This window comes from Rheinheimera riviphila, assembly GCF_004005945.1.
Lineage (GTDB): Bacteria > Pseudomonadota > Gammaproteobacteria > Enterobacterales > Alteromonadaceae > Pararheinheimera > Pararheinheimera riviphila.
Window position 1 is genome coordinate 1 of sequence record NZ_SACS01000018.1, and the last position, 26,992, is coordinate 26,992.

At 51.2% G+C, this 26,992-nt stretch carries 25 protein-coding genes; 12 read left to right on the plus strand and 13 right to left on the minus strand.

The annotated features are described in order from the left end of the window. Positions 1-643: 643 nt before the first annotated feature. A complete protein-coding gene (locus EOE67_RS15120; RefSeq protein ID WP_127700176.1) occupies positions 644-1,723 on the minus strand; it encodes a glycerol-3-phosphate dehydrogenase/oxidase in 1,080 nt (359 codons plus the stop codon). A 114-nt stretch (positions 1,724-1,837) separates the two neighbouring features. Between EOE67_RS15120 and EOE67_RS15125 the strand changes: the two genes are divergently transcribed. Then, positions 1,838-2,023: a hypothetical protein gene (locus EOE67_RS15125; RefSeq protein WP_127700177.1), complete on the plus strand. Its 186-nt coding sequence runs from the start codon at positions 1,838-1,840 to the stop codon at positions 2,021-2,023. 4 nt (positions 2,024-2,027) lie between these two features. After that, positions 2,028-3,494 carry a hypothetical protein gene (locus EOE67_RS15130; RefSeq protein ID WP_127700178.1) on the plus strand — a complete coding sequence of 489 codons (1,467 nt, stop codon included), beginning with the start codon at positions 2,028-2,030 and terminating at the stop codon, positions 3,492-3,494. Here the strand turns inward: EOE67_RS15130 and EOE67_RS15135 are convergent. Then, on the minus strand, positions 3,491-4,222 hold the full coding sequence (locus EOE67_RS15135; protein WP_127700179.1) for a substrate-binding periplasmic protein: 732 nt from the start codon (positions 4,220-4,222) through the stop codon (positions 3,491-3,493). The two genes, EOE67_RS15130 and EOE67_RS15135, sit on opposite strands and share 4 nt — an antisense overlap. A gap of 195 nt (positions 4,223-4,417) precedes the next feature. Next, complete coding sequence (locus EOE67_RS15140) at positions 4,418-5,449, minus strand: metal-dependent hydrolase (RefSeq protein ID WP_127700180.1); 1,032 nt, start codon at positions 5,447-5,449, stop codon at positions 4,418-4,420. A 266-nt stretch (positions 5,450-5,715) separates the two neighbouring features. Here EOE67_RS15140 and EOE67_RS15145 point away from each other — a divergent pair, with 266 nt between their 5' ends. Beyond that, positions 5,716-7,260 (plus strand): glycosyltransferase family protein, encoded by a 1,545-nt coding sequence (locus tag EOE67_RS15145; RefSeq protein ID WP_127700181.1) that lies wholly within the window; start codon positions 5,716-5,718, stop codon positions 7,258-7,260. Between the two features lie 59 nt (positions 7,261-7,319). Here EOE67_RS15145 and EOE67_RS15150 read toward each other — a convergent pair whose 3' ends face one another. Beyond that, on the minus strand, positions 7,320-7,916 hold the full coding sequence (locus tag EOE67_RS15150; RefSeq protein ID WP_240652834.1) for a GNAT family N-acetyltransferase: 597 nt from the start codon (positions 7,914-7,916) through the stop codon (positions 7,320-7,322). A 40-nt stretch (positions 7,917-7,956) separates the two neighbouring features. Further along, positions 7,957-8,295, minus strand: coding sequence for a YajD family HNH nuclease (locus tag EOE67_RS15155; RefSeq protein WP_127700182.1), 339 nt, complete (start codon positions 8,293-8,295; stop codon positions 7,957-7,959). Between the two features lie 207 nt (positions 8,296-8,502). Here EOE67_RS15155 and EOE67_RS15160 point away from each other — a divergent pair, with 207 nt between their 5' ends. Together EOE67_RS15160 and lepB are read left to right on the plus strand one after the other, a co-directional pair. Next, entirely contained in the window at positions 8,503-9,474 is a 972-nt protein-coding gene (locus tag EOE67_RS15160; RefSeq protein ID WP_127700183.1) for a DUF2817 domain-containing protein, read from the plus strand. 221 nt (positions 9,475-9,695) lie between these two features. After that, positions 9,696-10,325, plus strand: a complete 630-nt coding sequence (gene lepB / locus EOE67_RS15165) for a signal peptidase I (protein WP_164852360.1) — start codon at positions 9,696-9,698, stop codon at positions 10,323-10,325. On the opposite strand, the gene EOE67_RS15170 is transcribed toward lepB, so the two are convergent. After that, a complete protein-coding gene (locus EOE67_RS15170) occupies positions 10,303-11,229 on the minus strand; it encodes a LysR family transcriptional regulator (RefSeq protein ID WP_127700185.1) in 927 nt (308 codons plus the stop codon). The genes lepB and EOE67_RS15170 overlap by 23 nt on opposite strands. A 147-nt stretch (positions 11,230-11,376) precedes the next feature. On the opposite strand from EOE67_RS15170, the gene EOE67_RS15175 reads away from it, so the two are divergent. Beyond that, on the plus strand, positions 11,377-12,429 hold the full coding sequence (locus EOE67_RS15175; protein WP_164852361.1) for a putative sulfate exporter family transporter: 1,053 nt from the start codon (positions 11,377-11,379) through the stop codon (positions 12,427-12,429). Positions 12,430-12,529: 100 nt separating this feature from the next. Further along, a complete protein-coding gene (locus EOE67_RS15180; protein ID WP_164852363.1) occupies positions 12,530-13,069 on the plus strand; it encodes a hypothetical protein in 540 nt (179 codons plus the stop codon). 60 nt (positions 13,070-13,129) lie between these two features. On the opposite strand, the gene EOE67_RS15185 is transcribed toward EOE67_RS15180, so the two are convergent. Further along, positions 13,130-14,602, minus strand: coding sequence for an OmpA family protein (locus EOE67_RS15185; protein ID WP_127700188.1), 1,473 nt, complete (start codon positions 14,600-14,602; stop codon positions 13,130-13,132). A 274-nt stretch (positions 14,603-14,876) separates the two neighbouring features. Between EOE67_RS15185 and EOE67_RS15190 the strand changes: the two genes are divergently transcribed. Beyond that, the gene (locus EOE67_RS15190; protein WP_206099617.1) at positions 14,877-15,572 is read left to right on the plus strand and encodes a nitroreductase family protein; all 696 of its coding nucleotides are present in this window, start codon (positions 14,877-14,879) and stop codon (positions 15,570-15,572) included. A 120-nt stretch (positions 15,573-15,692) separates the two neighbouring features. Beyond that, positions 15,693-16,076, plus strand: a complete 384-nt coding sequence (locus EOE67_RS15195) for an acyl-CoA thioesterase (protein ID WP_127700189.1) — start codon at positions 15,693-15,695, stop codon at positions 16,074-16,076. 313 nt (positions 16,077-16,389) lie between these two features. Here EOE67_RS15195 and katG read toward each other — a convergent pair whose 3' ends face one another. After that, a complete protein-coding gene (gene katG, locus EOE67_RS15200) occupies positions 16,390-18,621 on the minus strand; it encodes a catalase/peroxidase HPI (RefSeq protein ID WP_127700190.1) in 2,232 nt (743 codons plus the stop codon). A gap of 278 nt (positions 18,622-18,899) precedes the next feature. On the opposite strand from katG, the gene EOE67_RS15205 reads away from it, so the two are divergent. From EOE67_RS15205 to EOE67_RS15215, 3 genes are all read left to right on the plus strand, one after another. Further along, positions 18,900-19,892: a branched-chain amino acid aminotransferase gene (locus EOE67_RS15205; RefSeq protein ID WP_127700191.1), complete on the plus strand. Its 993-nt coding sequence runs from the start codon at positions 18,900-18,902 to the stop codon at positions 19,890-19,892. 233 nt (positions 19,893-20,125) lie between these two features. Continuing rightward, positions 20,126-20,545 carry a MarR family winged helix-turn-helix transcriptional regulator gene (locus tag EOE67_RS15210; RefSeq protein WP_127700192.1) on the plus strand — a complete coding sequence of 140 codons (420 nt, stop codon included), beginning with the start codon at positions 20,126-20,128 and terminating at the stop codon, positions 20,543-20,545. 23 nt (positions 20,546-20,568) lie between these two features. Next, the gene (locus tag EOE67_RS15215; protein ID WP_127700193.1) at positions 20,569-21,921 is read left to right on the plus strand and encodes an MATE family efflux transporter; all 1,353 of its coding nucleotides are present in this window, start codon (positions 20,569-20,571) and stop codon (positions 21,919-21,921) included. Here the strand turns inward: EOE67_RS15215 and EOE67_RS15220 are convergent. The 5 genes from EOE67_RS15220 to EOE67_RS15240 form a co-directional block, all read right to left on the minus strand. Further along, positions 21,918-22,211, minus strand: a complete 294-nt coding sequence (locus EOE67_RS15220; protein ID WP_127700194.1) for a type II toxin-antitoxin system RelE/ParE family toxin — start codon at positions 22,209-22,211, stop codon at positions 21,918-21,920. The two genes, EOE67_RS15215 and EOE67_RS15220, sit on opposite strands and share 4 nt — an antisense overlap. Then, entirely contained in the window at positions 22,204-22,446 is a 243-nt protein-coding gene (locus EOE67_RS15225) for a type II toxin-antitoxin system ParD family antitoxin (RefSeq protein WP_127700195.1), read from the minus strand. The genes EOE67_RS15220 and EOE67_RS15225 overlap by 8 nt, the downstream gene beginning before the upstream one ends. Positions 22,447-22,558: 112 nt before the next feature. Next, positions 22,559-24,064 carry a PH domain-containing protein gene (locus EOE67_RS15230; RefSeq protein WP_127700196.1) on the minus strand — a complete coding sequence of 502 codons (1,506 nt, stop codon included), beginning with the start codon at positions 24,062-24,064 and terminating at the stop codon, positions 22,559-22,561. Then, the gene (locus EOE67_RS15235) at positions 24,051-24,584 is read right to left on the minus strand and encodes a PH domain-containing protein (protein ID WP_127700197.1); all 534 of its coding nucleotides are present in this window, start codon (positions 24,582-24,584) and stop codon (positions 24,051-24,053) included. The genes EOE67_RS15230 and EOE67_RS15235 overlap by 14 nt, the downstream gene beginning before the upstream one ends. 181 nt (positions 24,585-24,765) lie before the next feature. Further along, on the minus strand, positions 24,766-26,760 hold the full coding sequence (locus tag EOE67_RS15240) for an alpha-amylase (RefSeq protein WP_127700198.1): 1,995 nt from the start codon (positions 26,758-26,760) through the stop codon (positions 24,766-24,768). Between the last annotated feature and the right edge of the window lie 232 nt (positions 26,761-26,992).

A 26,992-nucleotide genomic window follows, 5' to 3' on the forward strand; every position in this document is an offset into this window, starting at 1 on the left:
AAATTCTGGCGCTGGATTTAACCTGAGTTCTATTCGGCGTACTACCGCTTGCGCGGTGAGTACGCCCTACGCAAGCATCTGATTTGTATAAAAAAGTAGGGCGGACTCACCGGAGGTAGTCCGCCATCGAGCTTTTAAATTGCATATCACCATTTGGCGTACTGCCGCTTGCGCGGTGAGTATGCCCTACGCAACCATTTGATTTTGATAAAAAAGTAGGGCGGACTCACCGGAGGTAGTCCGCCATTGAGTTTTGAAATTGCATATCACCATTTGGCGTACTACCGCTAACGCGGTGAGTACGCCCTACGCAAGCATTTGATTTTGATAAAAAAGTAGGGCGGACTCACCGGAGGTAGTCCGCCATTGAGCTTTGAAATTGCATATCACCATTTGGCGTACTACCGCTAGCGCGGCGAGTACGCCCTACGCAAGCATTTGATTTTGATAAAAAAGTAGGGCGGACTCACCGGAGGTAGTCCGCCATTGAGCTTTGAAATTGCATATCACCATTTGGCGTACTACCGCTAACGCGGTGAGTACGCAACCATATGAATTTATGTGGAAAAATGACGAACTCAGCGGATCCTGTGAGATCCGGATTTTGATACCCATTTGCGCCTGAAACACCGCAACCACCCCCTCAGCCAGACTGCGCCACCTGCGCCACCACTTGTTTGGCTAAGGCGCGGGCGGTGGTCCATTTACCGCCGGTGACCGTGAGTAATTGTTGTTGCCAATGCATGCTGTATTCACGACTGGCGGTGCTGGCCTGATCGCTGCCTCCAAGGAGTGGCCGCACCCCAGCAAATTCGCGCAAGATGTCGGTGTTGATGCGGGGTGTTTTAAAATAATGATTATAAAGATCAAGCAGATAAACTCGTTCAGCTGCACTGCAGGCAATAGGCTCCGCCAGTGTTTGCCGCACTTCGGTGGTGCCAAGCAGCGTTAGCCCCTGATAAGGCAGCACAAACACAATCCGGGTTTCGCCCGGCACTTCCAGCATATGGCCGTAGCGGCCAACCGGCGGCAACAATAAATGGCTGCCACGGACTAAGTCCAGGCTCTGCTGCACCGGTAAACCTGACTGCTCTAATAATTGATTACTCCAGGGCCCGGCTACATTGATCAGCCGATCGAACTGCCGCCATTCACTTTCGCCTTGCAGTTGCACCCCCGCACTGGCAGTCACCGCCTGCACCGGACAATGTTGATGGATCACCACGCCCTGTTTTTCCGCTTGCGCCGCCACCCACAAACCAAGCTGTTGATCTTGCATCTGGCCATCAAAAAACAAAAAAGCACCGCGTAAACCTTCAGCTTTTAAATCAGGACTACAGCGCAAAGTTTGGTCGGCATTGAGCCAACGATGACGGCCAATCCCTTTACGGGCGGATAAAAAATCATACAGCCATAAACCAATTTTCAGCTGCCAGCGCGGCCGGCGTCCATCGCGATAGATCGGATAAAGAATGGGTAACCGCCGGGTCAGATGCGGTACTTTTTTGATCCACCAGCGCCGCTCCTGTAACGCTTCATGTACCAGACGCAGCTCGCCTTGCTCCAGATAACGCAACCCACCATGCAACAACTTACTGGAGGCGGCGCTGGTCGCTTGCATCAATGCATCACGCTCAAACAATTCCACCTGATGCCCGGCCAGCGCCAGCTGCCACGCTGATGCCAGGCCATTAATGCCGCCGCCGATCACTGCTATCCGCACTTTGTGTCACCTGTTAGCTAAGCCATTGTTACAGCAAAGCAAATTAAATGGTATTTGTCGAATGCCGCAACAAATTGCCTGCCAGTTGCGGTATATTTATCTTGAACGGAAACAGTGGCAACGGCATTAAAAACAGCTAGAGTTGTTGAACTTGCGGTACCGCAGTTTGACGAACTCAACATGCTCTACCCACAACCGCAGGATTTTTATCTATTGCATCGACTGCCCGGAACTGATGTGCTGAAGTCGCAGGGAAATACTCTGACTGATCCGCTGGCAGATGTGTTGGCAAGGACTTAACTCAATGAATCAATCTCAGTTTGGCAATACTGCGGCCACCAAAAGTGTCAAAGATTTGCTGAGCAAAATATATGATGCCACGTCACGCAAAGACTCAGTGTATGAGCAGGCCGCTTTTTATTTTTCTGGCGCCGAGCAACAGGAAATTGACCTGCTCCAGGAGCGGGAAACCACCTTACAGCGTCGGCTGGATGACGCCAACAAAGGCTCCCGCAACAAGCTCGAAACGGCTTTGCTGGAAGTCCGGCAAGAATTAAAAGAAAAACTCCGCCAACAACAAGACAACCGCATCGAACGGGTGCGTCAGTTAAAGCAACTCGCCAGACAGCTGTTAACTTTAATCAGCGGCGACACCCCATTGGAAACCCGGCAGCTGTCAGCCCGCGCCCTTGGCACTATTCAATTATTATCATCAACCCGTGGCCGCCACGTTGCCGTGATCAATCAACGGCATAAACATGCCTATAAAGCCATTCTGGCGATCCGGTTGCTGGACCAGCTGTTAGCCGATCAGCTGATTAAAAATCGTTATGTGCTGAACAAATTTAACGACAGCCAGCAAGCTAATGAAGCGGGTGAAGTACTGTACTCGCCCTTTTTAGAAGAAGTGCAGCTGCCACTGGTGATCGCACTGTTGTTGCAGGATATTGGTCTACAACATCCACAGGCGCAGCACATTTTACGCGGCGAAGATGGCTCGCTGGATGAATATCGCACGCTGTCACCAACAGAGCGGCAGCAACTGCTCACCGTCAGCTATGAACAAAGCCAGTTGTACCTGAAAGAAGGGCTGGGACTGGATACTTATGTCGGCAACTCGAAAGCGGAGCGGGATTTGTTTGTCTATATGGAACAGGATAAACAGAACTTTATCAGTCACTTACTCAAAAGTGCGATTCAGCCGGAAGACGGCATTGGCAATTTGCTGAAAATCCCACAAGTGTATGTGTCGGTGGTACTGCCATCTAAAGCCAACTATCACTATGGACAACTACCCAAAGTCAGCGCTTTACTGAAAGCCGGTGTGACCAAAGGCTGGTATCCGGCAGCAATTGTGGAAAGTCTGCTAAAAATTACCGGTTACTTTCCGCAAGGTTATGGCATTACCTATATTCCTAAAGACTCCGACAAACAGGATCTGGACCGCTACGAATATGCCATCGTCAACGGCCTATATCCGCTGGAACCTGAGCAGCCGATTTGCCGCACCGTGACCCGCAATCTGACGTACAACACCTTTGGCATTAACGTGGTGGTCAGCGTCGACAACAATCTTTATTTCCAAAGTGCACAGCAAAAGCTGGAGAAAATGAGTGAAGAGCGGCTGAAAGAAATTCTGAGTAAGTTGGTGTCAAATCTGGAAGAACGTACCACCATGGATTTAATCCCCAAGTGCTGGCATCCGGATGAGTTTTTTACCTTTTTGAAAAACCAGAATTTGTGGAATAGGGTTGATACCATTCGTAATTAATCGGTAGTCCCGGCCAGGGTCTGACAACGCGGCGGGGTCACGGCAAACAATCTGCGATAGGCCTGCTGTAACCGTTTTATGTTGTCCGGATCAGTTTGGAGATGTGCTGCCAGAAATAAGGTTCGTTCAAGTTCGGTCGCACTGAACACTTTTCGCAGCTCAGTCTGTCCGGGATGACGCAGGTTTTGTTGCTCCACAAAATTCTCGGAAACCAGAATTAAATCAACCCGTTTTAGCGCCAGCATTTGCCGTAGCTGATGATTCTGTCCCACCACCACCAGATTTTTCGATTCGCGAAAACCATGATTAATTAAATACTTGTAGTTAGCCTGCCCTTGTTCAATACCCACAATAAAATTATGGGCTTCGTTGATGTTACGTGGTGCAACATCGGTTCGGGAGGCCGCTGCATAAAATGAAATCCGCATCGGACACAAAGGAACCACCCAGTGATACTTTGATAGTCGTTCGTCGGTTTGTAGCAACGAAAATATAAAAGTACCTGGCTGTTCATTGGCCATTTTTACCGCGCGTGGCCAGGGTAACACCTGAGTTTCATAACCCAGACCGGCTTCGGCAAACAGTTGCTGCACTATGTCGACTGACCAACCATGTAACTGGCCCTGGGCATTTAACTGCTGATAAGGTGGAAAAATTTCTGTGACCAGCGGCACCGGCGTCGCCAGTGCTTGGAAACTCAGCCCCAGCAACCACCCATAACATCGCATGTACCTTTCCTGCTTGTTCAGATCTTATATAAGCATAGAATGATTTACTTAGGACGCCAGTGCCGGCTGGATTGCTGGTTGTCCGATGGTCGTCCGATAACCGCTGTCACTTCAATCATTTAGTGCGGTATGGCAACGAGCAGTCTGCGGCGAATGGGTTCTGCAGCAAGACATGCCACTTTGATCAGGAAAAATTCAGCGGCTACCAACCGCACTTTGTTGTAAATATTGCGCCAGACTTAGATCAGTGTTCCCCAAAGCACGTTGGTATAACCAGCTAAAAGCCCGGTCGTCCCTCGGCATGTCCAGTTGTTCGGGTAGACCACGGACTTGTTGCTTTGAATCCAGTGGCAATAAAAACCGGAAACTATACCCAGGCTCCATCCCCATCCGCAGATCGGTTAATACCAGCGCTTGATCAGATTGTTTGGTCAGCGTGAAAAAACCATGACTGAACCAATGCAAGCGGGCCACTGCCGGTTGTTGTTGCCACTGTTGCCATAACGCCGCATCACGCGGATAGGCTTGCCACTGAATGGTTTGGGTTTTATCCAGCAGTGAATAATAGCCTTCGAAATACTGACCTTCCTCAACCACCAACAAACGCCACAACAGCGTATTAAAAGGTGTGGCCGTGACCAGTAATTTGGCGTTGGTGGCGGTCTGTTGAGACGGAAGTTGCGATAGCGCCAACGTTGTCACTTGCTGCTGTGCCAAAAGGCCAAACCCAAGGTAAGCGGTACTGAGCAGTAATCCCACACTATTCCAGCGTAATCGTCTTCCAGCCAGCGCCAACCCAGTCCCAATCAATAACGGCACCGTATAAAGCGGGTCAATAACAAACACACTGCCAGTGCCAAAAGGGTGATCGGTAAACGGTAAACCGAGCTGAGTGCCGTAAATCGTGAGCATATCGAGCAGCGGATGAGTGATGAGGACCAGCCATATTGCCAGCACGCTCGCTTTAAATAACGCTAAATGGCCACTCATTTTCAGCCACAACCAGGCCAACAGCGGCGACACCAGCGTCAGATAAAACAATGCATGACTTTCGGTGCGGTGATAGGTCATGTCGCTGATCGGATCACCGTGGGAAATCAACACGTCTAAGTCCGGTAAAGTTCCAACCACGGCGCCCAGCAAAGCGGATTGCCACAACGGCTGTTTGCGCCTGAACACCGCCACACTGACGGCGGCGCCTAAAGCAATTTGCGAAAGAGAATCCATAGGGCTCCTGTGGGGTGAAGAGAGAATGCCGGGTATGGCTACAACGTTTGGACTAACCCCATCTTCCATACCGATACAAGGGATACGCAACAGTACCTGAAAAAGCCTAATAAAGATTTGGCCAGGTATTAGCAACGCGCTTAAATTGCGCTGAAAATAAACAATTTATTTATTTTACAGCAACTTATGCTTGACAGCTTTCGCCATAGCCCAGAAGATAACTTTAGCAATGTTCCAGTTGCATCAGGATCAGGGAAGTCTGTTTCATGTTATACATTTTGCAAAATTATGACCTGCAATACCAACCCAATTGTTTATGGCCGGTCGGCGAATTTCATGCGTATGAAACGCTGCAATTTGAGCCTTTACCCAGCGCAGAGAAAATTGCCCTGCTACAGCAATTTCAGCCCACTTCACCGGCGCTGCAATTGTGGCAACAACTGCATTTCATCTTATTGGGTGCAGACGCCGCTGACTTTGCACTCTTTACCCGGTTATTCAGCGAGTTACCTTTTTTGCAGCAAAATATGGTTTATAGCCAGCTGATGCGATCGACCTTTATCGGTAAGGCTGTTGGTCTGGATCTGGCGCCATTGTACCGGCTGACCATTGAATCTTTTTGCCGCGAAAATGCTGAGCGTTGTCAGGTGCTCCCGTTACAAGGGAGTGGCAACGAAGAGTTTGCGGTTTTTATTACCAATCAGTTTGTCTCTTCGTTGCACGGTCCAACCCTCACGGTGCTGAATTACGCCAGTGCGCTGAAGCACATCGGTATGCACCCTATAGTCATTTGCACCACTTCGGTCGCCAAATCGGCGCATTTAGTATACCCACTGCCAACGCCGGTATTTTTTGGCACCGTGCGTGATGAATATTTTGCCAGCAATACCTTGTTTGATTTGGATCTGAACCAAACGCAGCCCAATCCGGGTGGTTCAGCGGTGAAGTGCTGGGGTCAACAATTTGATTTTATGCAAACCACGCCGATGGACGACCCGGCGCATCTGATTGATTTAGTGAATTTTATTAATCAGCTCAACCCAAGATTTATTATCGGTGTCGGTGGCTTAAACCCGGTGCTGGAATTTATTGCCAAAGCGCGTCCAGTGCTGAGCGTACCTTGTGTCACCTCTTTGGTGCTGCCGATTTACGCAGTGCCGGTGCTGCATCGCGACCTGACCGCACACGACCAGCAGCGAGTCGAATCCTTGGGCATCCAACATCCGGTGCTGAGCAGCCGTTTACCCTTTCGGCTACGCCCTTTTGATTGTGTAAAAAGCAGCCGCGTTGACGACAAAGTGCTGAAATTTGTGGTGGTGGGCTATCGACTGGAAGACGAAATCCGTGGTGAGTTTATGCAGACCATGCTTTGCATTAAACAGCAGTATCCACAGGCGTCTTTTATATTGATTGGCCCCACAGCCATTGCCGATTACCCGGCGGCGCTTGAGCATTGCACTTTATTTACCGGCCGGATCAGCAATGCCATTGATTTGATTGCCGATTGCCATTTTATGCTCAATCCAAAACGTCAGGGCGGCGGTACTTCAGCGGTTGAAGCTTTGAGCCTCGGCATTCCGGTGTTGACTCAGGCCTTTGGCGACGTTTATCAGTATATTGGCGACCCTTTTGTGTTTGAAACCGACGCCGAGCGGCTGGAATTTATCAGCCAGTACTTAACCAATCCGGAATTTGCCGCGGCCTATCAGGATATTTGCCTGGAAACCGCCGCGCAGGCGACGGACACGGCGGCAATAGTGCAAGAGTTGCTACTGACCTATGACGCTTATTTGCAGGAATATCCGGCTTAAGACGGTGTCGGGTGCAGCGCACAGACCGCCTGAACCGGTCTTGGGTCAGGGGCAAAGGGTCAGGGCGTCAGTGTTTTACGGTACTCGACAATTTCTGCAGTCCACATCGGATCCTGATGCAAACGCTGACTGACAAACTGCATCCCCAGCCGTTTCATCACGGCAATCGAAGGTAAATTATCGGGCACCGCCAATGCCGAAAAAGCCTGCACCGGCGCAGTAGAGGCCGCGCCGTACTTGGCCACAGCCTCTGCCACGGCCTGAGCGGCTTCGCTGGCAAAACCAAAACCCCAGGATTCACGCTTAAAGCGCCAGCCAAGTTCCAGATTATCCAACTGCGGGCTTTCGGTAAAAAATGCCATCGGGCGGACTAAAATCCAGCCAATATAACTTGAAGGTAATTGTGCGCAATCGGCGCGGGTCGAGACGTACCAAATACCATGGCCAAGCTTTGGATTGCGGTAAGCCAGCATTCTGGGCAGCATCCGCTGTTCAATTTGCTCCATCGTGGTACAGATCCCGGCATTCAAATAACGCATCACCTCCGGATCCTGATCCAGTTCAAACAGCGCTTGCGCATCGTCTGCGCCCATGAGACGAAAACTCAGCCGCGTGGTATCTGGAACTTGTAAAGTTTGTTCAATCGTTTGATTCACGATGTGACTCCGATGGACAGGCTGTTTAGGCGAATTGCCGTTACTTCGGTTTATTTAGCAAGGCTTTTAAGTCCGCAAACGGATTATGCGTTGCCGCAGCAGTTTTTTGCTCTGAGGTACCGCCGTACATCACATACTCGTGGTATTTATTGTGTTCATTGTCATGGCAATAAATACACAACAGTTCCCAATTGCTGCCATCGGCCGGGTTATTGCTGTGATTGTGGTCAATATGATGCACCGTGAGTTCACGTAAATTCGAATACACAAATTCGCGGGCACAACGGCCACAGACCCAAGGATACAATTTCAGGGCTTTATCGCGATAACCCTGTTCCTGTTGCTGATAGGCCTGCGCCCCGTTGCTGGTTTTACTCATAACTTTCCTGATCTTCTCTGATGTACCGAAGTGCTCAAACACCCGGTAGGCTGACCGCCTGGGATGGTCGGATTTTAGCAGCCTTGAGCGGTGAAGCAATCACTGATTTTGAGTCGTTCTTTTCTGCAGTCGCCGACTGGTCGCGCCTGCTTGCAGAAAGATTTACTGTTATAGTTGGCGTCTTTTGTGGTTTATTTCAGGTGTTTTATGACAGCAACAACTCCGCCACTTTATGCCATTGGTACGCCGGGCCAGCCTTGGGCCGACACTGAAATCAGCTTATGGCGCTCGCAACAACAGATCAAACGCAGTTACCGGGAGCTGGTGCTACAGCCGCTCTTTGCCTTGCTGCAACAACCGGAAATCAGTGCCCAAGCGGAGCTTATTCAATACGGTACCCTGGATTATCAACAATTTGGTTTAGGTCAATATCCGCTGTATGCAGTGCGCAGCAAAGATTGGCAAGCAGAGAAACCGCTGGCACTGGTGACCGGCGGCGTGCATGGTTATGAAACCAGTGGCGTACTGGGCGCACTGGATTTTATCGGCGGACATTTTACGCAGTATGCAGATAAGGATCTGAATTTATTGGTGTTGCCTTGCATCAGCCCCTGGGGCTTTGAAACCATTAACCGCTGGAATCCGCATGCAGTGGATCCAAACCGTTCTTTTAATGCGGCAGGCCGCGAGTCCGGATTAGCGCAGGAAGCGGCCGCTGTGATGCAATTGCTGCAGCCATCTGTGGCGAAAGTGCTGGTGCACGTCGATTTACATGAAACTACCGATTCAGATAACAGCGAATTCCGTCCGGCCAAAGCGGCGCGCGATGGTACCGTCAATACCAACTGGAATATCCCGGATGGTTTTTACCTGGTCGACGATCTGGACAACCCGCAACCGGCGTTTCAACGCGCTATTATCGAAGCCGTTGGAAAAGTCACCCAAATCGCCCCAGCCGATGACGATGGTTGCCTGATTGGCGAAGTGTTACAGCAATTTGGGGTGATCCATTACCCAAAAAAATCACTGGGTCTTTGCGGCGGCCTGACGGCAGCGAAATTCGTCACCACCACCGAAGTCTATCCGGATAGCCCCAATGCCACACCGGCACAGTGTAATTTGGCGCAGGTCACTACAGTGGTCACAGCGTTGGAGTTTGCGCTGGCGACAATGGTTTAATCGATATTTATTTGGGGCGGGATATCTTCAGCCGCATCTCGTGCTTGCACCACAAATGCAGGCAGTGGTTGATGCGGCTGTTGCTGGCGAGGTCGCAGGCGATAAGACAGCAACACCCCGGATGCTGATTCGTTTGATGTTGGATTGATATGCGGTTTTGTTTATTGATATTTTTACTGTTGCTGCTGAGCGTTCGGGTTTTCAGTCTGTTTGATTCGTTTATGATGCTGAAAAGCTGGGCAGTAACCCTTGTGGTAACCATGGTTGTATCCATCATTGTTGTCTGGTGGCGCAAAAGCGTTGTTTGGGCACTGTCGCTCACACTGATGTATCCATTGGCATTACATTTTTACCTGAAAAATCCAGATTTTGTCGGATATTCAGTGGATTACATTGACCTCTCTCGCACCGACAATTCAAATAATCCAACGATCCAGCATGGCGATTTTATCATTTCCAAGCACTTTAACGTTGTGATGCAACGAGGCGCTATGTATGCCGTGTTCGTCGACAACAAACTATATAGAAAACGGCTTCATGGCATCCCACAAGACAATATTCATGTATGTAACCTGAGGGTGTACGTGAATGGCAATAACTACAGTACTGACCAGCAGTGGATTGGCAAAGGTATTTCCGATTTCAGCCAATGTCAAAACACCAACCACGCCTTTAAGCTCAAGGACGGAGAATATTACTTGCTTGGTGACCATATCTATAACAGTAATGATTCCAGAAACTTTGGTCCGGTTGAAAAAAGCCAGGTGATTGCAAAAGCCTTATATCTCATCAACTCAAAGGGCATTGTAACTGAGTTGGAAGTTCGCTTTAAAAAACACCCTGTGCCTTAGAGCTATGTGGCGGTAATAACGATTTTTGTTGTACGAACTCCAGAAAAGTTTGCAGCAATGGGCTTTGATATCCCGGCTGCAACACCAGACTTAAGTGCCGTTTAAGTTGTAACGGGTTTGGCAGCAGCAATAGCTGACCGGCGGCCAGTTCATCCTGCACTGCCAACAGCGGTAAACAACCGATGCCAAGCCCTTGTTTTACCGCTTGTTTAATTGCCTCTGGCCGTTGTAATTCCAGCACTGTTGCCGGTGTCCAGCCAAGGCGGGTTAGTTCATTTTCCAGCACAGCGCGGGTACCTGAACCGCGTTCCCGCACGATCCAGCGCTCGGCTTGTAATTTCACTTCACTCTGCGCGCCAGGTTCGTTCGCTAATGCGGCAAAAGTCGGATGAAACTGCGGCGAACCAATGAGCACCAGCTGATCCTGCTGCCAATATTGCACCGAAAATTCGCTGGTCAGTACCGGTCCTTCAATAAACCCCAACTGCGCCTGTTGTTGGCGTAACTGCGTTTGCACTTCGCTGCTATTGCAAATTTGCAGTTGGAAACTGATCTCCGGATAAAGCGCGATAAATTCCGCCAACAGCGCCGGTAACAGATAACAACCAATGGTTTCGCTGGCCACCAACCTTAATTCACCGCGTGACGGCGAAGGCTCCACCAGCTCTTGCTGTAACTGTAATAACTGCTGCAGTTTGGGTAATAAATCGAGAGCCGCCTGCGTCGGTAACAACTGGCGGTTTTGCCGTAAAAACAATGGATAACCCAGGCGTTGTTCTAATTCTTTCAGCGCCTGACTGGCGGCCGGTTGGCTCAGCGCCAACTGATCAGCGGCTTTACTTAAGCTTTGCCAGCGACAAATCGCATCGAGTAATAACCAATGGCGTGGACTCGGATAATTCATTCGACTTCCCAATGCATCATATTGAATAAATCCATTATTGTTATTTTTATCCTTCACTACAATAGCCACATCTGAATGAGCAAAGCGGTAACTTTGATGCGACGCTACGACCAGAAGCTGTGCAAGAATCCCCACTGGCAACCCCGAATGTCAGGACAAACTGCCCCGCTGCTGTTATTGCTACTGAGCCTGATATTGCTGCTGGGGTATCAGCTGGACTCGACCTGGCAAACGCACTTCAATCCGATATTTGCGGCGTTAATCTTAGGCTTGGTGGCGGCATTTCTACTGAGCTTGCTCAGCACTGGGCGACGCTGGTTAGCGTCACTGGCAAAACCGGCAGCGAAACAAACGCTGGCGTTGTGGCAACAACAGGCTTTGCGTTTGGGCATCGTGCTATTTGCGCTGAATATTGCGCCTTCGGCCTTGTTGGGCATCGAACCCTGGCAATTGCTAAAACTGGTCATGCTGGTGGCCTTGGTATTTACCCTGGCGTTATGGCTTGGCCGTCGCTGGTTTAAATTGCCACCCGAGCTGGTGCTGTTGGTTAGTGCCGGGATCAGCTTTTGTGGTACTTCGGCGATTTTCGCCACCCATTCGCTGCGTTTAAGCGCTAATCATGATGACTCAGCACAAGCTTATCTGACGCAAAGTCTGGCGGCAGTGTTGTTGGTTGGATTGCTGGCGCTTGGCATCTATAGCCTGTTGTTACAACAACCATGGCTTGGTAGCGCTGAATTGGCGTGGCTGATTGGCAGTACCGCGCCGGAAGTGGCGCAAGCAGTAGCGGCCGGTAGTCAGCTGGCCGAACACGCCCCTCAAGCGATTATCGCCAAACTCAGTCGGGTTTGTTTGTTATTGCCATTTTTATGCGGGCTGAGCCTGTTACTTCGCACACAGCAGCGCAAACGGCAATGTAAACAACAGCCCGGGCAAGCCCCACAAAATGCTGTGGTATTTCCGTGGTTTATTCTGCTGTTTATCGGGTTGCTATTGTCGCAACTGCTGGTAACGATCCCAAGCTGGCTGCAACATTTTGCCAGCCTGCTGTCACAAGGCTGCCTGATCTTTGCCATGCTGGCGACCGGCCTGCAAACCAGAGCGCAGGATTTACGCCAGTGCAGTGTGCGGCTGTTTGGTTTTGCCACGCTGGTGCTGGTGCTGTTGTTTGGGCTGGCGCTGGCCCTATTGCAGCTGTAGCTGTCGCGCCCACCACAGTGCACCAGCCCTAAGGTCGGATCAGTGGCATTGCCAATTTTCTGTCTTCATTTTTGGCACTAAAGTTGCAAAATATTTGCAGATGTTTTTACAATTGGCCTCTATCGTGAAATTAGATCAATCCGTGTCCTACACCCTGCAACAAATCCGCGCAGGGCAACACATCACTAAATATCAGACCACGAAGCCTGCTGACAGCACCACCACTCCAGCGACTGGCTCGACCGGCAATACCCCGGTGACCAACCCCAGTAAACCGGTCACCGACCCCAGCACCGGCAAAGACGACAGTACCACCAAACCCAAAACCCATCTCGATTTTACCGGAATGAGCCGCACCCAACTTAACGACTGGGTCAGCAAAGCCAAAGCCGCAGGTAAGCTCACCAGCGAGCAGGAAACTGCGTTTAAAGTACTGACCTATTCGTCAAAAACCAGCAGCTCGTCGAGCTCCGAAACACAAGACAACGAACAACTGAATTTCACCGAAAAAGCAAAACAAGGGTTACAAAGTGCAGTGAAACGCCGCGATCGCAGCGCTATTATGTTTTGGGCGAATACACTGTCTGTGATGAAAAATTTTCAGGGTGAAAAGCTGGCCACCACCGAAACGAAGTCGTAGCCAATACTTTAACCTGAGCCCGCTGCGACTGCTGGCGTGGGTACGACGGCACTTCCCTTGTTACAATTTTTGCACCAGTTCAACCCGGCGATTCAATTGCTTACCGGCGGCGCTGGTATTGTTGCTGGCTGGCGCGAAGGGCCCAACGCCATGCGCTTGCAACCGGCTCGCAGCAATCTGGTAGCTGCCCGTCAGCTTCGCCACAACAGCGCTGGCACGTTGCTCCGATAATGTTTGATTGGCAGCACTGTCGCCGGTATCGTCGGTATGCCCCACCACATAAAGTTTCAGGCTGTGATGTTGCTGCAATAGCTTGGCAATTTCGGCCAGCGCAGCGTCTGATTCAGGTTTAATTTCAGCTTTACCAGTATCAAAATAAATGCCGTAAATCAGCGCTTTACCTGCACTATCCAGCTGCCGTTTTAACTCGCTGGCGTCGGCTTTGACTAAATCGGTTTGCACCGTTTTGGTCGACAAAATCAGCTGTTGTACCCGCACTTTCCCATCATAAGCGCCGATCAGCAGCGCCACATAATGCTCTTGCCCGCCCACGCTGAGCTTACTCAGTAAATAATACGGATTGCGGTGAAAGTTGTAGACCGAGTTCTGCACCGAAAGAGGCCCGCCTAATGCTTCGACAGTTTGAGTGTCACCACATTCGGCCAACTTACATAGTGCCAGCGCGCTAAAACCAGCCTTTTGCAATGCATGTTGATAGTTTTCAAACACCTTCAGGCTGGACACCTGGTCAATTTCATAGGTGTGGCGGGCTAAATCACCTTGCAGATTGAGCGCAGCTTTACCCGGCACCGGCACTTTGGCAATTTCGGTATCGATCTTCTCGAAACCTTCTAAATCGGCGCCCGGATAACGCGACAACAACGGATGATCTTTGGCCAGCTCATCGGCTGAAATCGCTGCCACTGGCTGCTCTTTCACCGTTAACGCTGTGGTATCGACTTTGATTAAATCAGTGACCAGTTTTTTGCCTTCAATAATCACCTGATGGGCCCAGACATTCTCTTCATAACTGCCGATATACCAGGCCGCATACACCGGACCTGTGGCAGCGCCTTTTTTCGTCAGCAGATAATAAGGTTTACGGAAGTAGTTATAGACATTGTCGCGGATCGACAACAGGCTTCCAATGGCCTGCCCGTCTTCAAAACCACAAGCGGCCAGTTCACAGCTGAACACCAGGCTAAAACCGGCAGCTTTCACCGCCTGCAGGTAATTCTGATACACCTGCGTCGTCGAGACTTGTTTGATTTCATACAGATGGCGAGTGACCGCACCTTGTGCGCTGATGCTACTAAAGGTGTTGTCGGCGACAACAGCACTGGTTGGCAGCTGAAACTGGTCATAATCAATGTGACGATAATAATCGGCATCCGCACCAGGGTAGGCACTGAACAACGGATGGGCTTGTTCATTGGCGTGCGCTGAAGTTGCCAGCAACGGGTTCAGGCTGATCACGGTCGTGGCACAGATCACGACAGAAGTTATAACGCGGCGGGCGGCGGTGAATAACATGCGAAGTCCTTTTAGCAAAAACTGATGATGTTCATGGTGTTGCGGTTGAAGATGACCGCGAGTTGCTGAATATATAATGAATCGAATATAAGGTTAAGCTGAAGTTGCAAATTGGAAACTTTATCGGTACGTGGTAGCCCACAACTGAGGTTCGCCAGACATTTTTCCCGATACTGGCCGTACTTGTTGTTTTACATACTTTATGCTTACATGTGATTTACTTTTAGTCTCACCAAGCCAGCGCTCGTTGCTGATCATCACACCGGAGCCAACGATGACGGAACCAACTATGACCGATCAACATTTCCCCCTCACCGATTTTGAACAAGTCGACGGCGATATTATGCAGCAGCGGGCGGCGGCGCATCTGGCGTTAATGCAACGCCGGCATACAGTGCGTAGTTTTTCGGCCGAGCCGGTGCCGCAGCAAGTGATTGAACAGGTGATCCAGATTGCCGCCGGTGCTCCCAGTGGTGCTAATCATCAGCCCTGGCATTTTGTGGCAATTAGCGATCCAAAGGTGAAACAACAAATCCGCCAGGAAGCCGAGTTACAGGAAGCCGGTTTTTATGGCGGCCGCGCCGGTGAAGAGTGGTTACAGGCACTGAAACCGCTGGCGACCGATGCGCATAAACCTTATCTGGAAACCGCGCCGTGGCTGATTGTGATTTTTTCGCAAAAACGCGGTGGTATCGACAACAACGACAACGACACCAATTACTATGTGCATGAATCTGTGGGCATTGCCACCGGCTTTCTGATTCAGGCCTGCCATCAGGTTGGGCTGGCAACGTTAACCCACACGCCAAAACCGATGAGTTTTTTAAGCAAAATTTGCAATCGCGACAATGACAACGACCGGCCCTATATGCTGCTGGTGGTGGGTTATCCGGCGGCAGATGCGACGATCCCGGCGCATGCGCTGAAGAAAAAACCTTTTGCGACGATTTGCACTTTGCTGACTGAATAATCTCAGCGACAACCTAAGGCTGTGCAGGTGTGCGAATGATATTTAAGGCCTCGGCGCAGCTGACAACTTTACCAGGCTTCAGGTATGGTACAGCGGCGTTAAATTTTACGGACCAGCTTTATGTACAGCCAAACCATTCAACCGCGTTTTAATGAAACTGACGCCTTAGGGCATATTAATAATACCGTCGTCGCCGCTTGGTTTGAAGGTTGTCGCGACCCGCTATTCCGGCTGTTTACGCCGGATTTAAACCCAGCGCAGTGGCGGCTGATTCTGGCCAAATTTAGTGTCGAGTTTCACGCTGAGTTGTTTTATGGCGAGCCGGTGGAGATCCGGACCTGGGTCAGTCGGGTTGGTAGCAGCTCGTTTGATGTCAGCCAGCAAGCCTGGCAGCTGGGTAAACACTGCGCCAGCGGCGTGGCGGTGATGGTGCATTATGATTTTTACGCCAAACAAAGTGCGGCGTTAACTGATGGGCTAAAAGCGCAGTTGCTGGCGCTATAACCAACTTTTTCCACATCAATTCATACAGTTGCCGTATGGTGATGTGAAACCTCGTAACTCAACGGCGGACCCGGTGAGTCCGCCATTTTTCCACATAAATTCATAAAGTTACCGTAGGACGACACTCACCGCGTTAGCGGTAGTGCGCCGTATGGTGATGTGAAACCTCGCAACTCAACGGCGGACCCGGTGAGTCCGCCCTACTTTTCCCATGTAAATTCATAAAGTTACCGTATGACGACAACACTGCGTCGCCGGTGCCAATCTGTCTCCGTCATTCGTGAAGCAGCCGGGTTATTGTCGGCAATACCGCCTATTCAAACCGATCCAACTCCATCACTTTTTGCCAGGCTTTAGCAAAATCCTGTGCAAAACGCGCTTTGCCATCCACAGCGGCATAAACTTCTGCCACCGCGCGAAGCTCAGCGTGGGAGCCAAACATCAGATCCACCGGCGTCGCGGTCCATTGTTGCTGCCTGGTTTTGCGGTTTACGCCTTCATAAACCGCTTCGTCGCTGGCCGACTTTTGCCATTCGGTGGCCATATCCAGCAAATTGACAAAAAAGTCATTGCTTAAAGTGCCTGGTTTGGCGGTGAAGACACCATGCCGCGCACTGCCGGTATTGGCGTCCAGCACCCGCAGACCACCGACCAACACCGTCATTTCCGGCACCGACAAATTCAGCATCGCGGCTTTATCAATCAGCGCTTCGGCCGGCGATAACTGGCTGTGATCTTTGCCGTAAAAATTGCGGAAACCATCAGCATGTAGCTCCAGCACGGCAAAAGAAGCGGCATCGGTTTGTTGCTGCGTCGCGTCCATCCGACCCGGCCGGAACGATACTTCAAGCTTGATCCCGCCATCCGCTGCGGCTTTTTCTATCGCCGCGCTGCCCGCCAGTACTATCAGATCAGCCAACGACACTTTTTTGCCGCCTTTGAGGCCTTTATTAAAGTCTTGTTGTATTTTTTGCAAGCTAGTCAACACCTTAGCAAGCTCGGCCGGATTGTTGGCTGCCCAGTCTTTTTGCGGCGCCAAGGCCAACCTCGCGCCATTAGCACCGCCACGCATATCGGTGCCGCGAAAACTAGCCGCCGCAGCCCAGGCCGTTCTCACCAGCTGCGATACGGTCAGGCCGCTCGCCAACAACTTAGTTTTGAGCTGGCTGATGTCGTTTTGATCAATCAATGGATGATCCACCGCCTGAATAGGGTCTTGCCAAATCAGCAGTTCCGCTGGCACTTCGTTGCCAAGATATCGCGCGCGCGGACCCATATCGCGGTGGGTTAATTTAAACCAGGCTTTGGCGAACGCCAGTTCAAACTCTTTCGGGTCGTTTTTAAAACGCAGCGAAATTTTGCGGTATTCGGGGTCTTCTTTCAGCGCTAAATCGGTGGTGAACATAATAGGCGCATGGCGTTTGGTTTTGTCGTGCGCGTCGGGCACCAGATTCGCAGCCTGATTATTGGCCGGGATCCACTGCGTGGCACCGGCCGGGCTTTTGGTTTTGACCCAATCAAAGCCAAACAGATTATCCAGATACTGGCTGGTCCAGGCCGCCGGGCTTGCTGTCCATGCACCTTCTAAACCACTGGTGGCGGTATCTTCGGAATGGCCTTTACCACATTTGTTTTTCCAGCCAAAACCCTGGGCTTCGGTGCCTTCAGCGGCAGGTTCTTTGCCTACACAATCGTCCGGCTTGCGGGCGCCATGGGCTTTGCCAAAAGTATGGCCCCCGGCAATCAAGGCGACGGTTTCTTCATCATTCATTGCCATCCGGCCGAAAGTATCGCGGATATCTTTGGCGGCAAGCAGCGGATCCGGCACGCCATTTGGACCTTCCGGATTGACGTAAATGAGGCCCATTTGCACCGCAGCCAATGGTTTCGCCAGCTGACGATCACCGCTATATCTTTTATCTTCCAGCCATTTTTTCTCCGAACCCCAATTCACCTGCTCGGCTTGCCAATCGTCCATCCGGCCACCGGCAAAGCCAAAGGTTTTAAAGCCCATCGACTCCAGCGCCACATTGCCGGTGAGGACCATTAAATCGGCCCAGGATATTTTACTGCCGTATTTTTGTTTGATGGGCCAGAGCAAGCGGCGGGCTTTGTCGAGGTTGACGTTGTCCGGCCAGCTGTTCAGCGGCTCAAACCTTTGCTGACCGCCACCGGCACCACCACGGCCATCAAAAATGCGGTAGACCCCGGCGGAGTGCCAGGCCATCCGGATCATAAAAGGCCCATAATGACCATAATCCGGTGGCCACCAGTCTTGTGGCGTGGTCAGCAGAGTTTTGATCTCGGCTTTGACGGTGGCTAAGTCTAAGGTGTTGAATTGTTCGGCGTAGTCAAAATCGGCGCCATAAGGGCTGGATTCTGCGTTATGTTGGCGCAGCGGCGATAAATCCAGTTGCTGCGGCCACCAGAAGTCGTTGCTGGTGACGTCTTTGGCGCTGTCATTAGCCAAAGCCAATCCTGCCTGGCAACTGATTAAAATCGCCAGCGTGATGGCGGATAAAGTCGGGGTTTTATTTTTCATCATGTGCTACCTGTCCGGTGATGGCTGCACTGCGTCGGCTCAGCCTGAGTTATTGGAATACAGCCCATTAAGTAAAGTCGCTTTAAAATCCTTTTCATCGATTTAAACAGATTGAGTCAATCGATTATTCTGATAAAAACCCGCTGTTTTTCACGATAACCGCAGTCGTGTCACTGAGATAGTTGATGCCGAAATCGCCAACAGCCAGTACAATGCCAAAACGCATTTATTTCAAAATCGCCGGGAAAGCTGGCGTATTCATCAGCAGCAGGAAAGAAAAAATGGCAGCATTTGGTAGTGTATTTATGCCTGAAATGGCAATGGCTCAATTCGATGGTAGTGCCTGGGATGCCGCAACAATAGTCCCGGCCAACAGCATCAGCCTGCACCCGGGCGCCCATGTGCTGCATTACGCCAGTACCTGTTTTGAAGGGCTCAAAGCCTTTCGCCACGAAGACGGTTCAGTCGCCATTTTCCGGATGGACAAAAACATTGCCCGGATGCTGCAAAGCTCAGAGTTATTATCACTCCCTAAATTCGACCCGGCCTTGTTAAGCCAGATGATTATCGACATCGTCCGCCATTATGCCGCTGACGTACCGACACCTCCGGGTTCGATGTATATCCGCCCAACGCATATCGGTACTGAGCCAGCCATCGGCAAAGCGGCGACACCAACGTTGACCTCAATGCTGTATGTGCTGTTATCGCCGGTCGGTGATTATTTCGCCGGTGGCAGCCGCGCTTTACGTTTATTGCTGGAAGACAACGCCCGCTGCGCACCACATATGGGTATGATCAAAAGCGGCGGTAACTACGCCAGCGCCCTGCAACCAACGATGCAGGCCAAAGCCAAATATCAGGCCGATCAGGTGCTGTTCTGCCCGAACGGCGATGTCCAGGAAACTGGCGCCGCCAACTTCCTGTTGATTGACGGCAACGAAATCATCACCAAAGCACTGGACACTTCGTTCCTGCACGGCGTCACCCGCGACACCATTTTAACGCTGGCCCGTGATTTAGGCATGACGGTATCTGAGCGTGAATTAACGGTCGAAGAGCTGCTGGAACGCGCTGCCAAACCAGGCACCGAAGCGGCGTTATCCGGTACTGCCGCAGTATTGGCACCTGTCGGCACGCTGATTTATCAGGGCAAAGAAATCAAAGTCGGCACTGGTGAGCCTGGCGCTACCACTGCGAAATTACGCCAGGCGCTGAATGATATTCAGTGGGGCAAAGCAGAAGATAGACATGGTTGGTTGACGAAGATTTAAGCCAGTCAACTGACTACCTACACCTCACGAAGCAGGCATCATGCCTGCTTTTTTTACGCCGCCTGTTAGGCAATACCAGAAACATCGTTCCTCCTTTTACAAATCCATCCAAAAAAACCTTGCGGCCAACACAAAAAAAGAACAATATACTTGCGCAATCAAGCATTGATCAATCTTATATGCAAATTTATGCATTTAAGAACCAGCGACTTAATATTGGCAAAGGACAATTCATGGACATACAAAACCCCGCCGTAGATTTAGTGCTGCAAAGCGCCTTGCTTTGGTCCGGCATGATTAAAAAAGCCGATTTACAGCTGAGTGTGCATGGCATCAGCTTCAGTGAATTTTGTATTTTGCATCGACTCTTTCAGGCACCGCAACATCGGCTTAGCCGGATTGAACTGGCAAGTGCCGTTGGCCTCAGTGCTTCAGGTGTGACCCGGTTGTTGCAACCTCTGGAAAAAATGCTGCTGGTGGAAAAAGAACAAAATGCCCGCGATGCCAGGGTTAGTTTGGTGAAATTATCCGACAGCGGCCAGCAGATTTATCAGGATGCACACCAGACCTTTGGTTTTTTTGCCAACCAGTTTATGTCGCCACTCACTTCCCGCCAGCAGGACACGCTGGCTGAATTGTTAGCCCGGCTATAAATAGCAAAATAGACAGGAATGTTATGACCGATTTAACCCAAGGCTCGTTACGCCGTCACGTGTGGACGATGGCGCTGCCGATGATGGTTGGCATGTTTGTGCAGTCGCTGTATTTGTTTGTTGATTTGTATTTTGTTGCCGACCTTGGCGCAGAAGCCATTGCCGCCGTCAGCGCCGCCGGTAATTTGATGATGTTGATCATGGCGTTAACCCAAATGCTGAACGTTGGCTGCGTGGCGCTGATCGCCCGCTACACCGGCGCCCGCGAGCACCAACAAGCCAATATTGTGTTTCAGCAGGCGATGCTGATGGGTTTGGCTTTGGCCGTGCTGACGTTAGTGTTGGGCTTTGGGCTGAGCGGTCTTTATATACAACTGCTGACCGCTGATCCTGTGGTGCAACAACAGGCGCAGCAATTTCTGCAGGCCTATTTGCCGGGGCTGGCGTTGATGTTTGTTTCAACCGCTATTGCCGCCGCACTACGCGCTGTCGGCGTGGTGAAACCGACCATGCAAGTGCAACTGATCACAGTGCTTATGAATATCGTGCTGGCGCCGGTGCTGATCGCTGGTTGGGGCACGGGTTACCCGCTCGGCGTGTTTGGCGCTGGCCTGGCCAGCAGTATTTCAGTAACCCTTGGTGTGCTGCTGCTTTGGGGTTATTTCCTGAAAAGCGACCATTCGGTGCTACAAGTGCCGAAACAGTGGCGATTTGAGGGCAAAGTCTGGCGGCAAATCACAGCGATTGGCGTGCCAGCCGGTGGCGAATTTGCGCTGATTTTTGTATTTACCGCTTTTGTCTATTGGGTGATCCAGGACTTCGGCACCGCGACTCAGGCCGCTTTTGGCATCGGCAACCGCATTTTACAGGCGATGACCATGCCGGCGATGGCCATTTCTTTTGCGCTACCGGCCATTGTTGGCCAGAACTTTGGTGCCGGACAGGCTGAACGGGTACGGCAGAGCTTTCGAATTGGCATGCAGCAAATGGCCATGGTGATGGGATTATTATTTATCCTCTGCCAATTGCTGGCCCATCCGCTGATGGCGTTTTTTAGTGACGACCCTTTAGTATTGGCCGAAGGCGAGCTTTTTATGCGGATCATCAGCTTCAATTGCCTCAGTGTGGTACTGGTGTTTAGTTGTTCCGGGATATTCCAGGGGCTTGGCAATACCTGGCCGTCATTGGCGAGTTCATCACTGCGGGTATTTGTGTTTATGTTGCCGGTATTGTGGTTATCCGGACGCAGCGATTTTTCACCAGCGATGGTCTGGTATTGCTCAGCGGCCAGCGTCTTGCTGCAAGGGCTGTGCAGTTGTTATCTGGTGCGCTGGCAACTGCGCAGCAAATTAACCGGCTTGCAGGTGGTGGCCTAAAGCTCAAAAAAATGCTTCATCGGCTCCATTTGCTGATGAAGTATTCTGATGATAAAAATATCATTCTGCCGCGGTCGGTAAAAAATGGCGTGCCGTTGATGATCATGACGGCGAACTTCAGCGGCGATGTCAGGGCACTGATATCCCATCAGCGGCGAGATGGCAAGCAGGCGAAACACCTTGTCCAGTTCGTTGGTGTACTCATCGGCCTTAACGCTGCCGAAGTTCAACAAGGTATATTCGTAGATGGCCGCGAAATCTTCAGCGGCAAGCCTCGAAAGTTTATACATGGTGTTTTTGTTTAACCTGAGCAGCAATGTCGTGCAGTGACAGGTCACTTTCACCACTTCGCTCACCGGCTTCTACGGCATTCCTTAATGCAGCGGTTTGATGTTCCTGACGCTCCAGCAAACGTAATGCAGTACGCACAATTTCGCTGGTGGAGCCGTAGCGTCCAGACTCAAGCAACTTACTGACAAAATCGTCGAGTTGAGCGCCAATGGTGACACTGGTAGTTCTAGACATGATCTGGCCTTTTGTGTGAATAGTTCACACAAGTATAATGCGCACGTCAGCTGCGTCAATGCCAGCTGCAGTCGTGTAAACGCTACACAGCCACCCCATTCTGATCACCATGCTACTTCCGATACAGCAACTCCAGCACCAACATATATAACTCCTGCGCCTGCTGGTTGGGCAAAGCTGCCAGCGTCACGGTGCCATTGGCGGTGCTCAAATGAACCTGCACCAGTTGCTGCCGGCGGAAAAATAGCGACTGCGTCAACTGCACTTTTTGTACTTGCTGCAGCGGCAGCACTTGCCAGTGTTGGCCGATGCCGCCATGCCAGAGGTACAACACCTGATCCTGCACCAAAAAACCGTGCCAGCGACGATAAGCCCACCAATCCGCCAGCTGCCATAACCCCACAACTAACAGCCCCGTCACCGCCAGCTCCGCTGTTGTCGGGCTGATTGCCACGATGTTGGTTTGCCAAATGACCCACCACAGCAAACCGAGCATCACCGCTGCCACTAAAAAAATGCTGCCCCAAACGACGAGCAACCGCCGGAAATAGGCCGGAGCATACTGCTGCAAAGGCATTTGCCGGATATCCGACAACCGGACTCGTTGCTGCGCGCCCAATTGCTGATCGATGTCGGCCATGGTTTGCCCGAGCAGCACAAACTTGCTTTTTTGTTCCTGCGAATTGGCAAAACCATGAAAAGCAAGTGAAAAGTGACCTAGCCACCGCGCCAGCCATGGTTGATTAATGGTCAGCATCTGCACCCGTTTGGTCTGGATCCGCTGCGACTTTTTCAGCAAGGTGCCTTGTACCAGCTGTAATTGCCGTTCATCGCGCACAAAATGCTGTGGGTACAACCAAATCAGCGTCATCAATAACAGCGCTAATCCGACCATCAGCAATACACCCAGGCCAACCACCAATTGCAGCTCAAAACTATGTTGCAATCCGGATTGCTGCAGCAGTGCCCGGCCTTGTGCCCACAGGCTTTGAAACAAATCGCCATTCAGCTGGGATTGAACAGCGCCAAACACCGCCAGTAGTGGTAACCATAAATGTTTGTTGTAGAGCGTCGCCAACCAAATCCGGAACAATGGGGTAGAAGGCGCGCGGTGCTCAACTTGCTCGCCGCCTTGTAGCAAAGCCAATTGCAGTGAGGTCAGGCCGGTCAGATAAAATTCCTGCTGTTGGCTGCCGGCACTATCAAGACTGACGGCATAAAGATGCAGCGGTCGAAAGTAAAAAGGCTGTTGTACCTGCAGCTCCTGAATCCGCGATTTCGCTAACTGTAAATGTTGTTTATGCAGCAATCCGCGCCGCAGCTCGATGCCTTGGGCAGTCACCCGAAACCGGGTATAACGCCAATTCAACACTGCGCTGCCAAGAATCAGCAGCGCCAGGCCAACAATCAGCAATGGCACATAAGCGCTAAAACGATCGCTAAAGGATAAATAAGCACCACCAATAATAGCCCCAGCCCATTGCACCACAGCTTTAATCAGCAGCGGCAACAGCGCCCAAATGGAGCTACGCTGCCAAGGCTCAGATAACGGTTCAGATGCATGTTCAGCTGAATGCTCAGGCGTGGCCGGCGACTCTGGTGTCTCAATGTTCGGCATCAGTCTCTCCACGCGGGATCAGCCGACTCAGTTGTTCAGAGAGCGCCTGTGCCAGTTGATGCTCAATATCCGCCAGCGAGGCTTCAGCATCCAGACCACCGGCGGTATACACTTTGAGTGTGGCCAACCCAAAGCGTTTTTGCAGTGGCCCCTGACTGATGCTGACATGCTGCACCCTTTGCAGTGGGATCAGCACCGCCTTGCGCCATAACACACCGGATTGCAACAGAAAATCCTGGGTACGGAGTAAAAACCGCTGATGGCGGATTTGCAGTGGCAGCCAACACCAGCTCACGATAAACACCAACGCGGTGACAGCCCAAAGTAGCCAACATATCCAATGTGAACCGCGCCACCAGTGCACCATCGCCAATCCGCACACTACGATCACGAACCTCAGCAACCACACCCAACGCCGTTTGGCCAAAGCTTGTGCCGGTAATAACAACCAATCGTCCGGTAACGGACCGGACAAAGCCTGATCGTCCAAAAATCCGGCATCAAGCAGCTGATTAGTCATGGCATAGCCTCAGAAAATTGCAAAGCGACAGCATATCGCAATGGTTTCACTGATGGCTAACCAATGTGAAACATGTTGTGAATAATGTACTGAATTTCTTGGGGCGGCGGGTCAACGCTGCCGATCAGAGGTAGAACACGCCTTTTGTCATGCAAAAGGCGTGCTTTCTAACAAATACCCGCTAAGGAAAATTCTCAATCAAAGCAGCATGTTGGCCAAAACTGAACACATTCAGTTTGCCGCATTGCGCCATGTGGTTTTGACTGGCGTAGGGCGCACCGGGTTGGTTGATATTGCCTTCCCAGCCCTGACCATTTTTGACAAAAGCCTTTAACTCGAACCAACCATTGCTGGTTTTGCTGCAGTCCATGTCGACGTCGAGCATCCAGTAATGGGCACCAAAGCGGTTTAACGCCTCAACACCATAACCGTCAGCGGCTACGGTGCGGATGGCGCCCCAGCCTGCTGGCCAGCTGTTGGTGGTCCAGTCCAGCGCTGTGCCCTCGGCGGTGGCAGTCTGACTGGCTTCGCGGCCATACCAATCCAGGAAATTATCATTACTTTTCCAGGGCGTGGTGGTGGCATTTTTCAGATTCCGATGGCGGATCGGCATGGCACATACCAGGTTGGCGGCGGTACAAGTGAGACCCAGCTGTTGCTGCGCTGAAACATGATCCAGCCCACCGCGGACAAACATATCCTGGCCACTGAGGGTTTGTGCCTGAATAAACACCACAGTGCGCTGATAATTGCCGTTTTGCGGTGGTTGGCTGCTGCCAATTTTCGCCTGATGGTGAATGGCAAACGCATCCGATGCTGGCACATTGGCCTGGATCCGGCCATCGGCGCCAACACTGATCACTTCGCCACTACAAGCGGTTTTAGCGCTGTTGAGCTGGCCTTTTAACACGTTACAATACTGGCCCGGCGCCATGCCGGTTGGCAGCGATGTATTCAAGGCGTAACCTTCGCGGTTAATCACCACAAAACCTAAACCTGCGCGGCCAAAAGCAATCTGATTATTGCCATTGTCCCACCAATGGGTGGTGCGCCATTCGGCGGCAGTGTGATTGCGAAATTGCACCGCGCCTGCGATATACCCCCAGCGATGTTCACACTTCCAATCGTTGCCAAAGCAATTCAGGTTGCCGTTTTGATAAACCGCAGCCGCCGGCGGCCCCTGATCACCATTGCTAAAACCATAACTCGACATCACCTGCGGATAACCATAGGGGTAAGCCAGCATAAAAACGTTGGCCAAATCGTACAGTCGGCCGTCTTTGTAAGTCACCACATTGCCGGCGCCACCATGCCCCCGCTGATTATCATGGTTGTCGACAAACACCACCGCCTGCGCACTCGGCAAAAAGCCCCAGCCTTCACCAAAGTTGGAAAGACTCGCCAAGCGACCGGCTTTAAACACGTTGCCAAGCTGCACTGAGTATTTAAATTCAGTCACTAAACCAACGCCGATATATTCGTTGGCTTTGACCGCTTCATCGCCTTGATCAATCACTTCCTGATAAATCAGCGGGCTGGAGGTTAATTTGCCCTTGATCGCGGCAATATCGGCCACTGCCATATGCTTGGCCGCATCAATCCGGAATCCCTTCACGCCAAGCGCCAGCAAGTCATTTAAATAGGCCGCCAGCGTGTTTTGTACATAAGGTGCGCCGGTGTTTAAGTCCGGCAAGCCCACTAACTCACAGTTTTGTACCCGCCAGCGGTCATTGCCATAGTCACTGCCATTGATGGTGCAGCTGTTGTGAAAATCCTGCGTCGAGTACATCGGGTAAGAACGGTTACCATAATTGGAGCCTGCAATACCGACACCGCCGCCACTGGCCATATGGTTAATCACCGCGTCGACATAAATATCAACGCCCGCCGTGTTGCAGCGCTGCACCATATTGATAAAGGCGGCGCGATCACCACTGCGGCTTTGCAGCTGATAACTGACCGGCTGATAGCGCGTCCACCAGGCACTGCCCTGAATATGTTCAGAAGGCGGGGATACCTGAATGGCGGCATATCCCTGCGGCCCCAGATAATTTTCGCATTCGCTGGCAATATCGCTCCAGCGCCATTCAAACAAATGCACAAACGTGGTTTTTTGTGCCGCAAAGGCCGGACTGACCGCCAGCAGAGCGCTGGCGGCTAATGGGATGTAGTTCATATTTTTCCTCGTCGTTTTTGGGATTTTTAGTTCTGGCAGGTGCCTGTGTGGGCGTGCAGCTCTTCTTGGCTACTGCGAAAGACCTTAGTCGCTCGCGCCATGATTAAAAAACAATCAACCATTGAATACGTTTGCAGGAATTTTACATCTACTACACAGCTGGATAATGTGCTGAGATGGCACAGAACTTAAGCGTAAAACTGTAAATGAAGCCGCCATAAGGTTTAAATCA

Coding starts and splice junctions, on each gene's coding strand:
- EOE67_RS15130 (WP_127700178.1), top strand. CDS start 2,028: ATGAATCAATCTCAGTTTGGCAATACTGCGGCCACCAAAAGTGTCAAA.
- EOE67_RS15135 (WP_127700179.1), bottom strand. CDS start 4,222: ATGCGATGTTATGGGTGGTTGCTGGGGCTGAGTTTCCAAGCACTGGCG.
- EOE67_RS15140 (WP_127700180.1), bottom strand. CDS start 5,449: ATGGATTCTCTTTCGCAAATTGCTTTAGGCGCCGCCGTCAGTGTGGCG.
- EOE67_RS15145 (WP_127700181.1), top strand. CDS start 5,716: ATGTTATACATTTTGCAAAATTATGACCTGCAATACCAACCCAATTGT.
- EOE67_RS15155 (WP_127700182.1), bottom strand. CDS start 8,295: ATGAGTAAAACCAGCAACGGGGCGCAGGCCTATCAGCAACAGGAACAG.
- EOE67_RS15160 (WP_127700183.1), top strand. CDS start 8,503: ATGACAGCAACAACTCCGCCACTTTATGCCATTGGTACGCCGGGCCAG.
- lepB (WP_164852360.1), top strand. CDS start 9,696: ATGATGCTGAAAAGCTGGGCAGTAACCCTTGTGGTAACCATGGTTGTA.
- EOE67_RS15170 (WP_127700185.1), bottom strand. CDS start 11,229: ATGAATTATCCGAGTCCACGCCATTGGTTATTACTCGATGCGATTTGT.
- EOE67_RS15175 (WP_164852361.1), top strand. CDS start 11,377: ATGTCAGGACAAACTGCCCCGCTGCTGTTATTGCTACTGAGCCTGATA.
- EOE67_RS15180 (WP_164852363.1), top strand. CDS start 12,530: ATGTTTTTACAATTGGCCTCTATCGTGAAATTAGATCAATCCGTGTCC.
- EOE67_RS15185 (WP_127700188.1), bottom strand. CDS start 14,602: ATGTTATTCACCGCCGCCCGCCGCGTTATAACTTCTGTCGTGATCTGT.
- EOE67_RS15190 (WP_206099617.1), top strand. CDS start 14,877: ATGACGGAACCAACTATGACCGATCAACATTTCCCCCTCACCGATTTT.
- EOE67_RS15195 (WP_127700189.1), top strand. CDS start 15,693: ATGTACAGCCAAACCATTCAACCGCGTTTTAATGAAACTGACGCCTTA.
- katG (WP_127700190.1), bottom strand. CDS start 18,621: ATGATGAAAAATAAAACCCCGACTTTATCCGCCATCACGCTGGCGATT.
- EOE67_RS15205 (WP_127700191.1), top strand. CDS start 18,900: ATGGCAGCATTTGGTAGTGTATTTATGCCTGAAATGGCAATGGCTCAA.
- EOE67_RS15210 (WP_127700192.1), top strand. CDS start 20,126: ATGGACATACAAAACCCCGCCGTAGATTTAGTGCTGCAAAGCGCCTTG.
- EOE67_RS15215 (WP_127700193.1), top strand. CDS start 20,569: ATGACCGATTTAACCCAAGGCTCGTTACGCCGTCACGTGTGGACGATG.
- EOE67_RS15220 (WP_127700194.1), bottom strand. CDS start 22,211: ATGTATAAACTTTCGAGGCTTGCCGCTGAAGATTTCGCGGCCATCTAC.
- EOE67_RS15225 (WP_127700195.1), bottom strand. CDS start 22,446: ATGTCTAGAACTACCAGTGTCACCATTGGCGCTCAACTCGACGATTTT.
- EOE67_RS15230 (WP_127700196.1), bottom strand. CDS start 24,064: ATGCCGAACATTGAGACACCAGAGTCGCCGGCCACGCCTGAGCATTCA.
- EOE67_RS15235 (WP_127700197.1), bottom strand. CDS start 24,584: ATGACTAATCAGCTGCTTGATGCCGGATTTTTGGACGATCAGGCTTTG.
- EOE67_RS15240 (WP_127700198.1), bottom strand. CDS start 26,760: ATGAACTACATCCCATTAGCCGCCAGCGCTCTGCTGGCGGTCAGTCCG.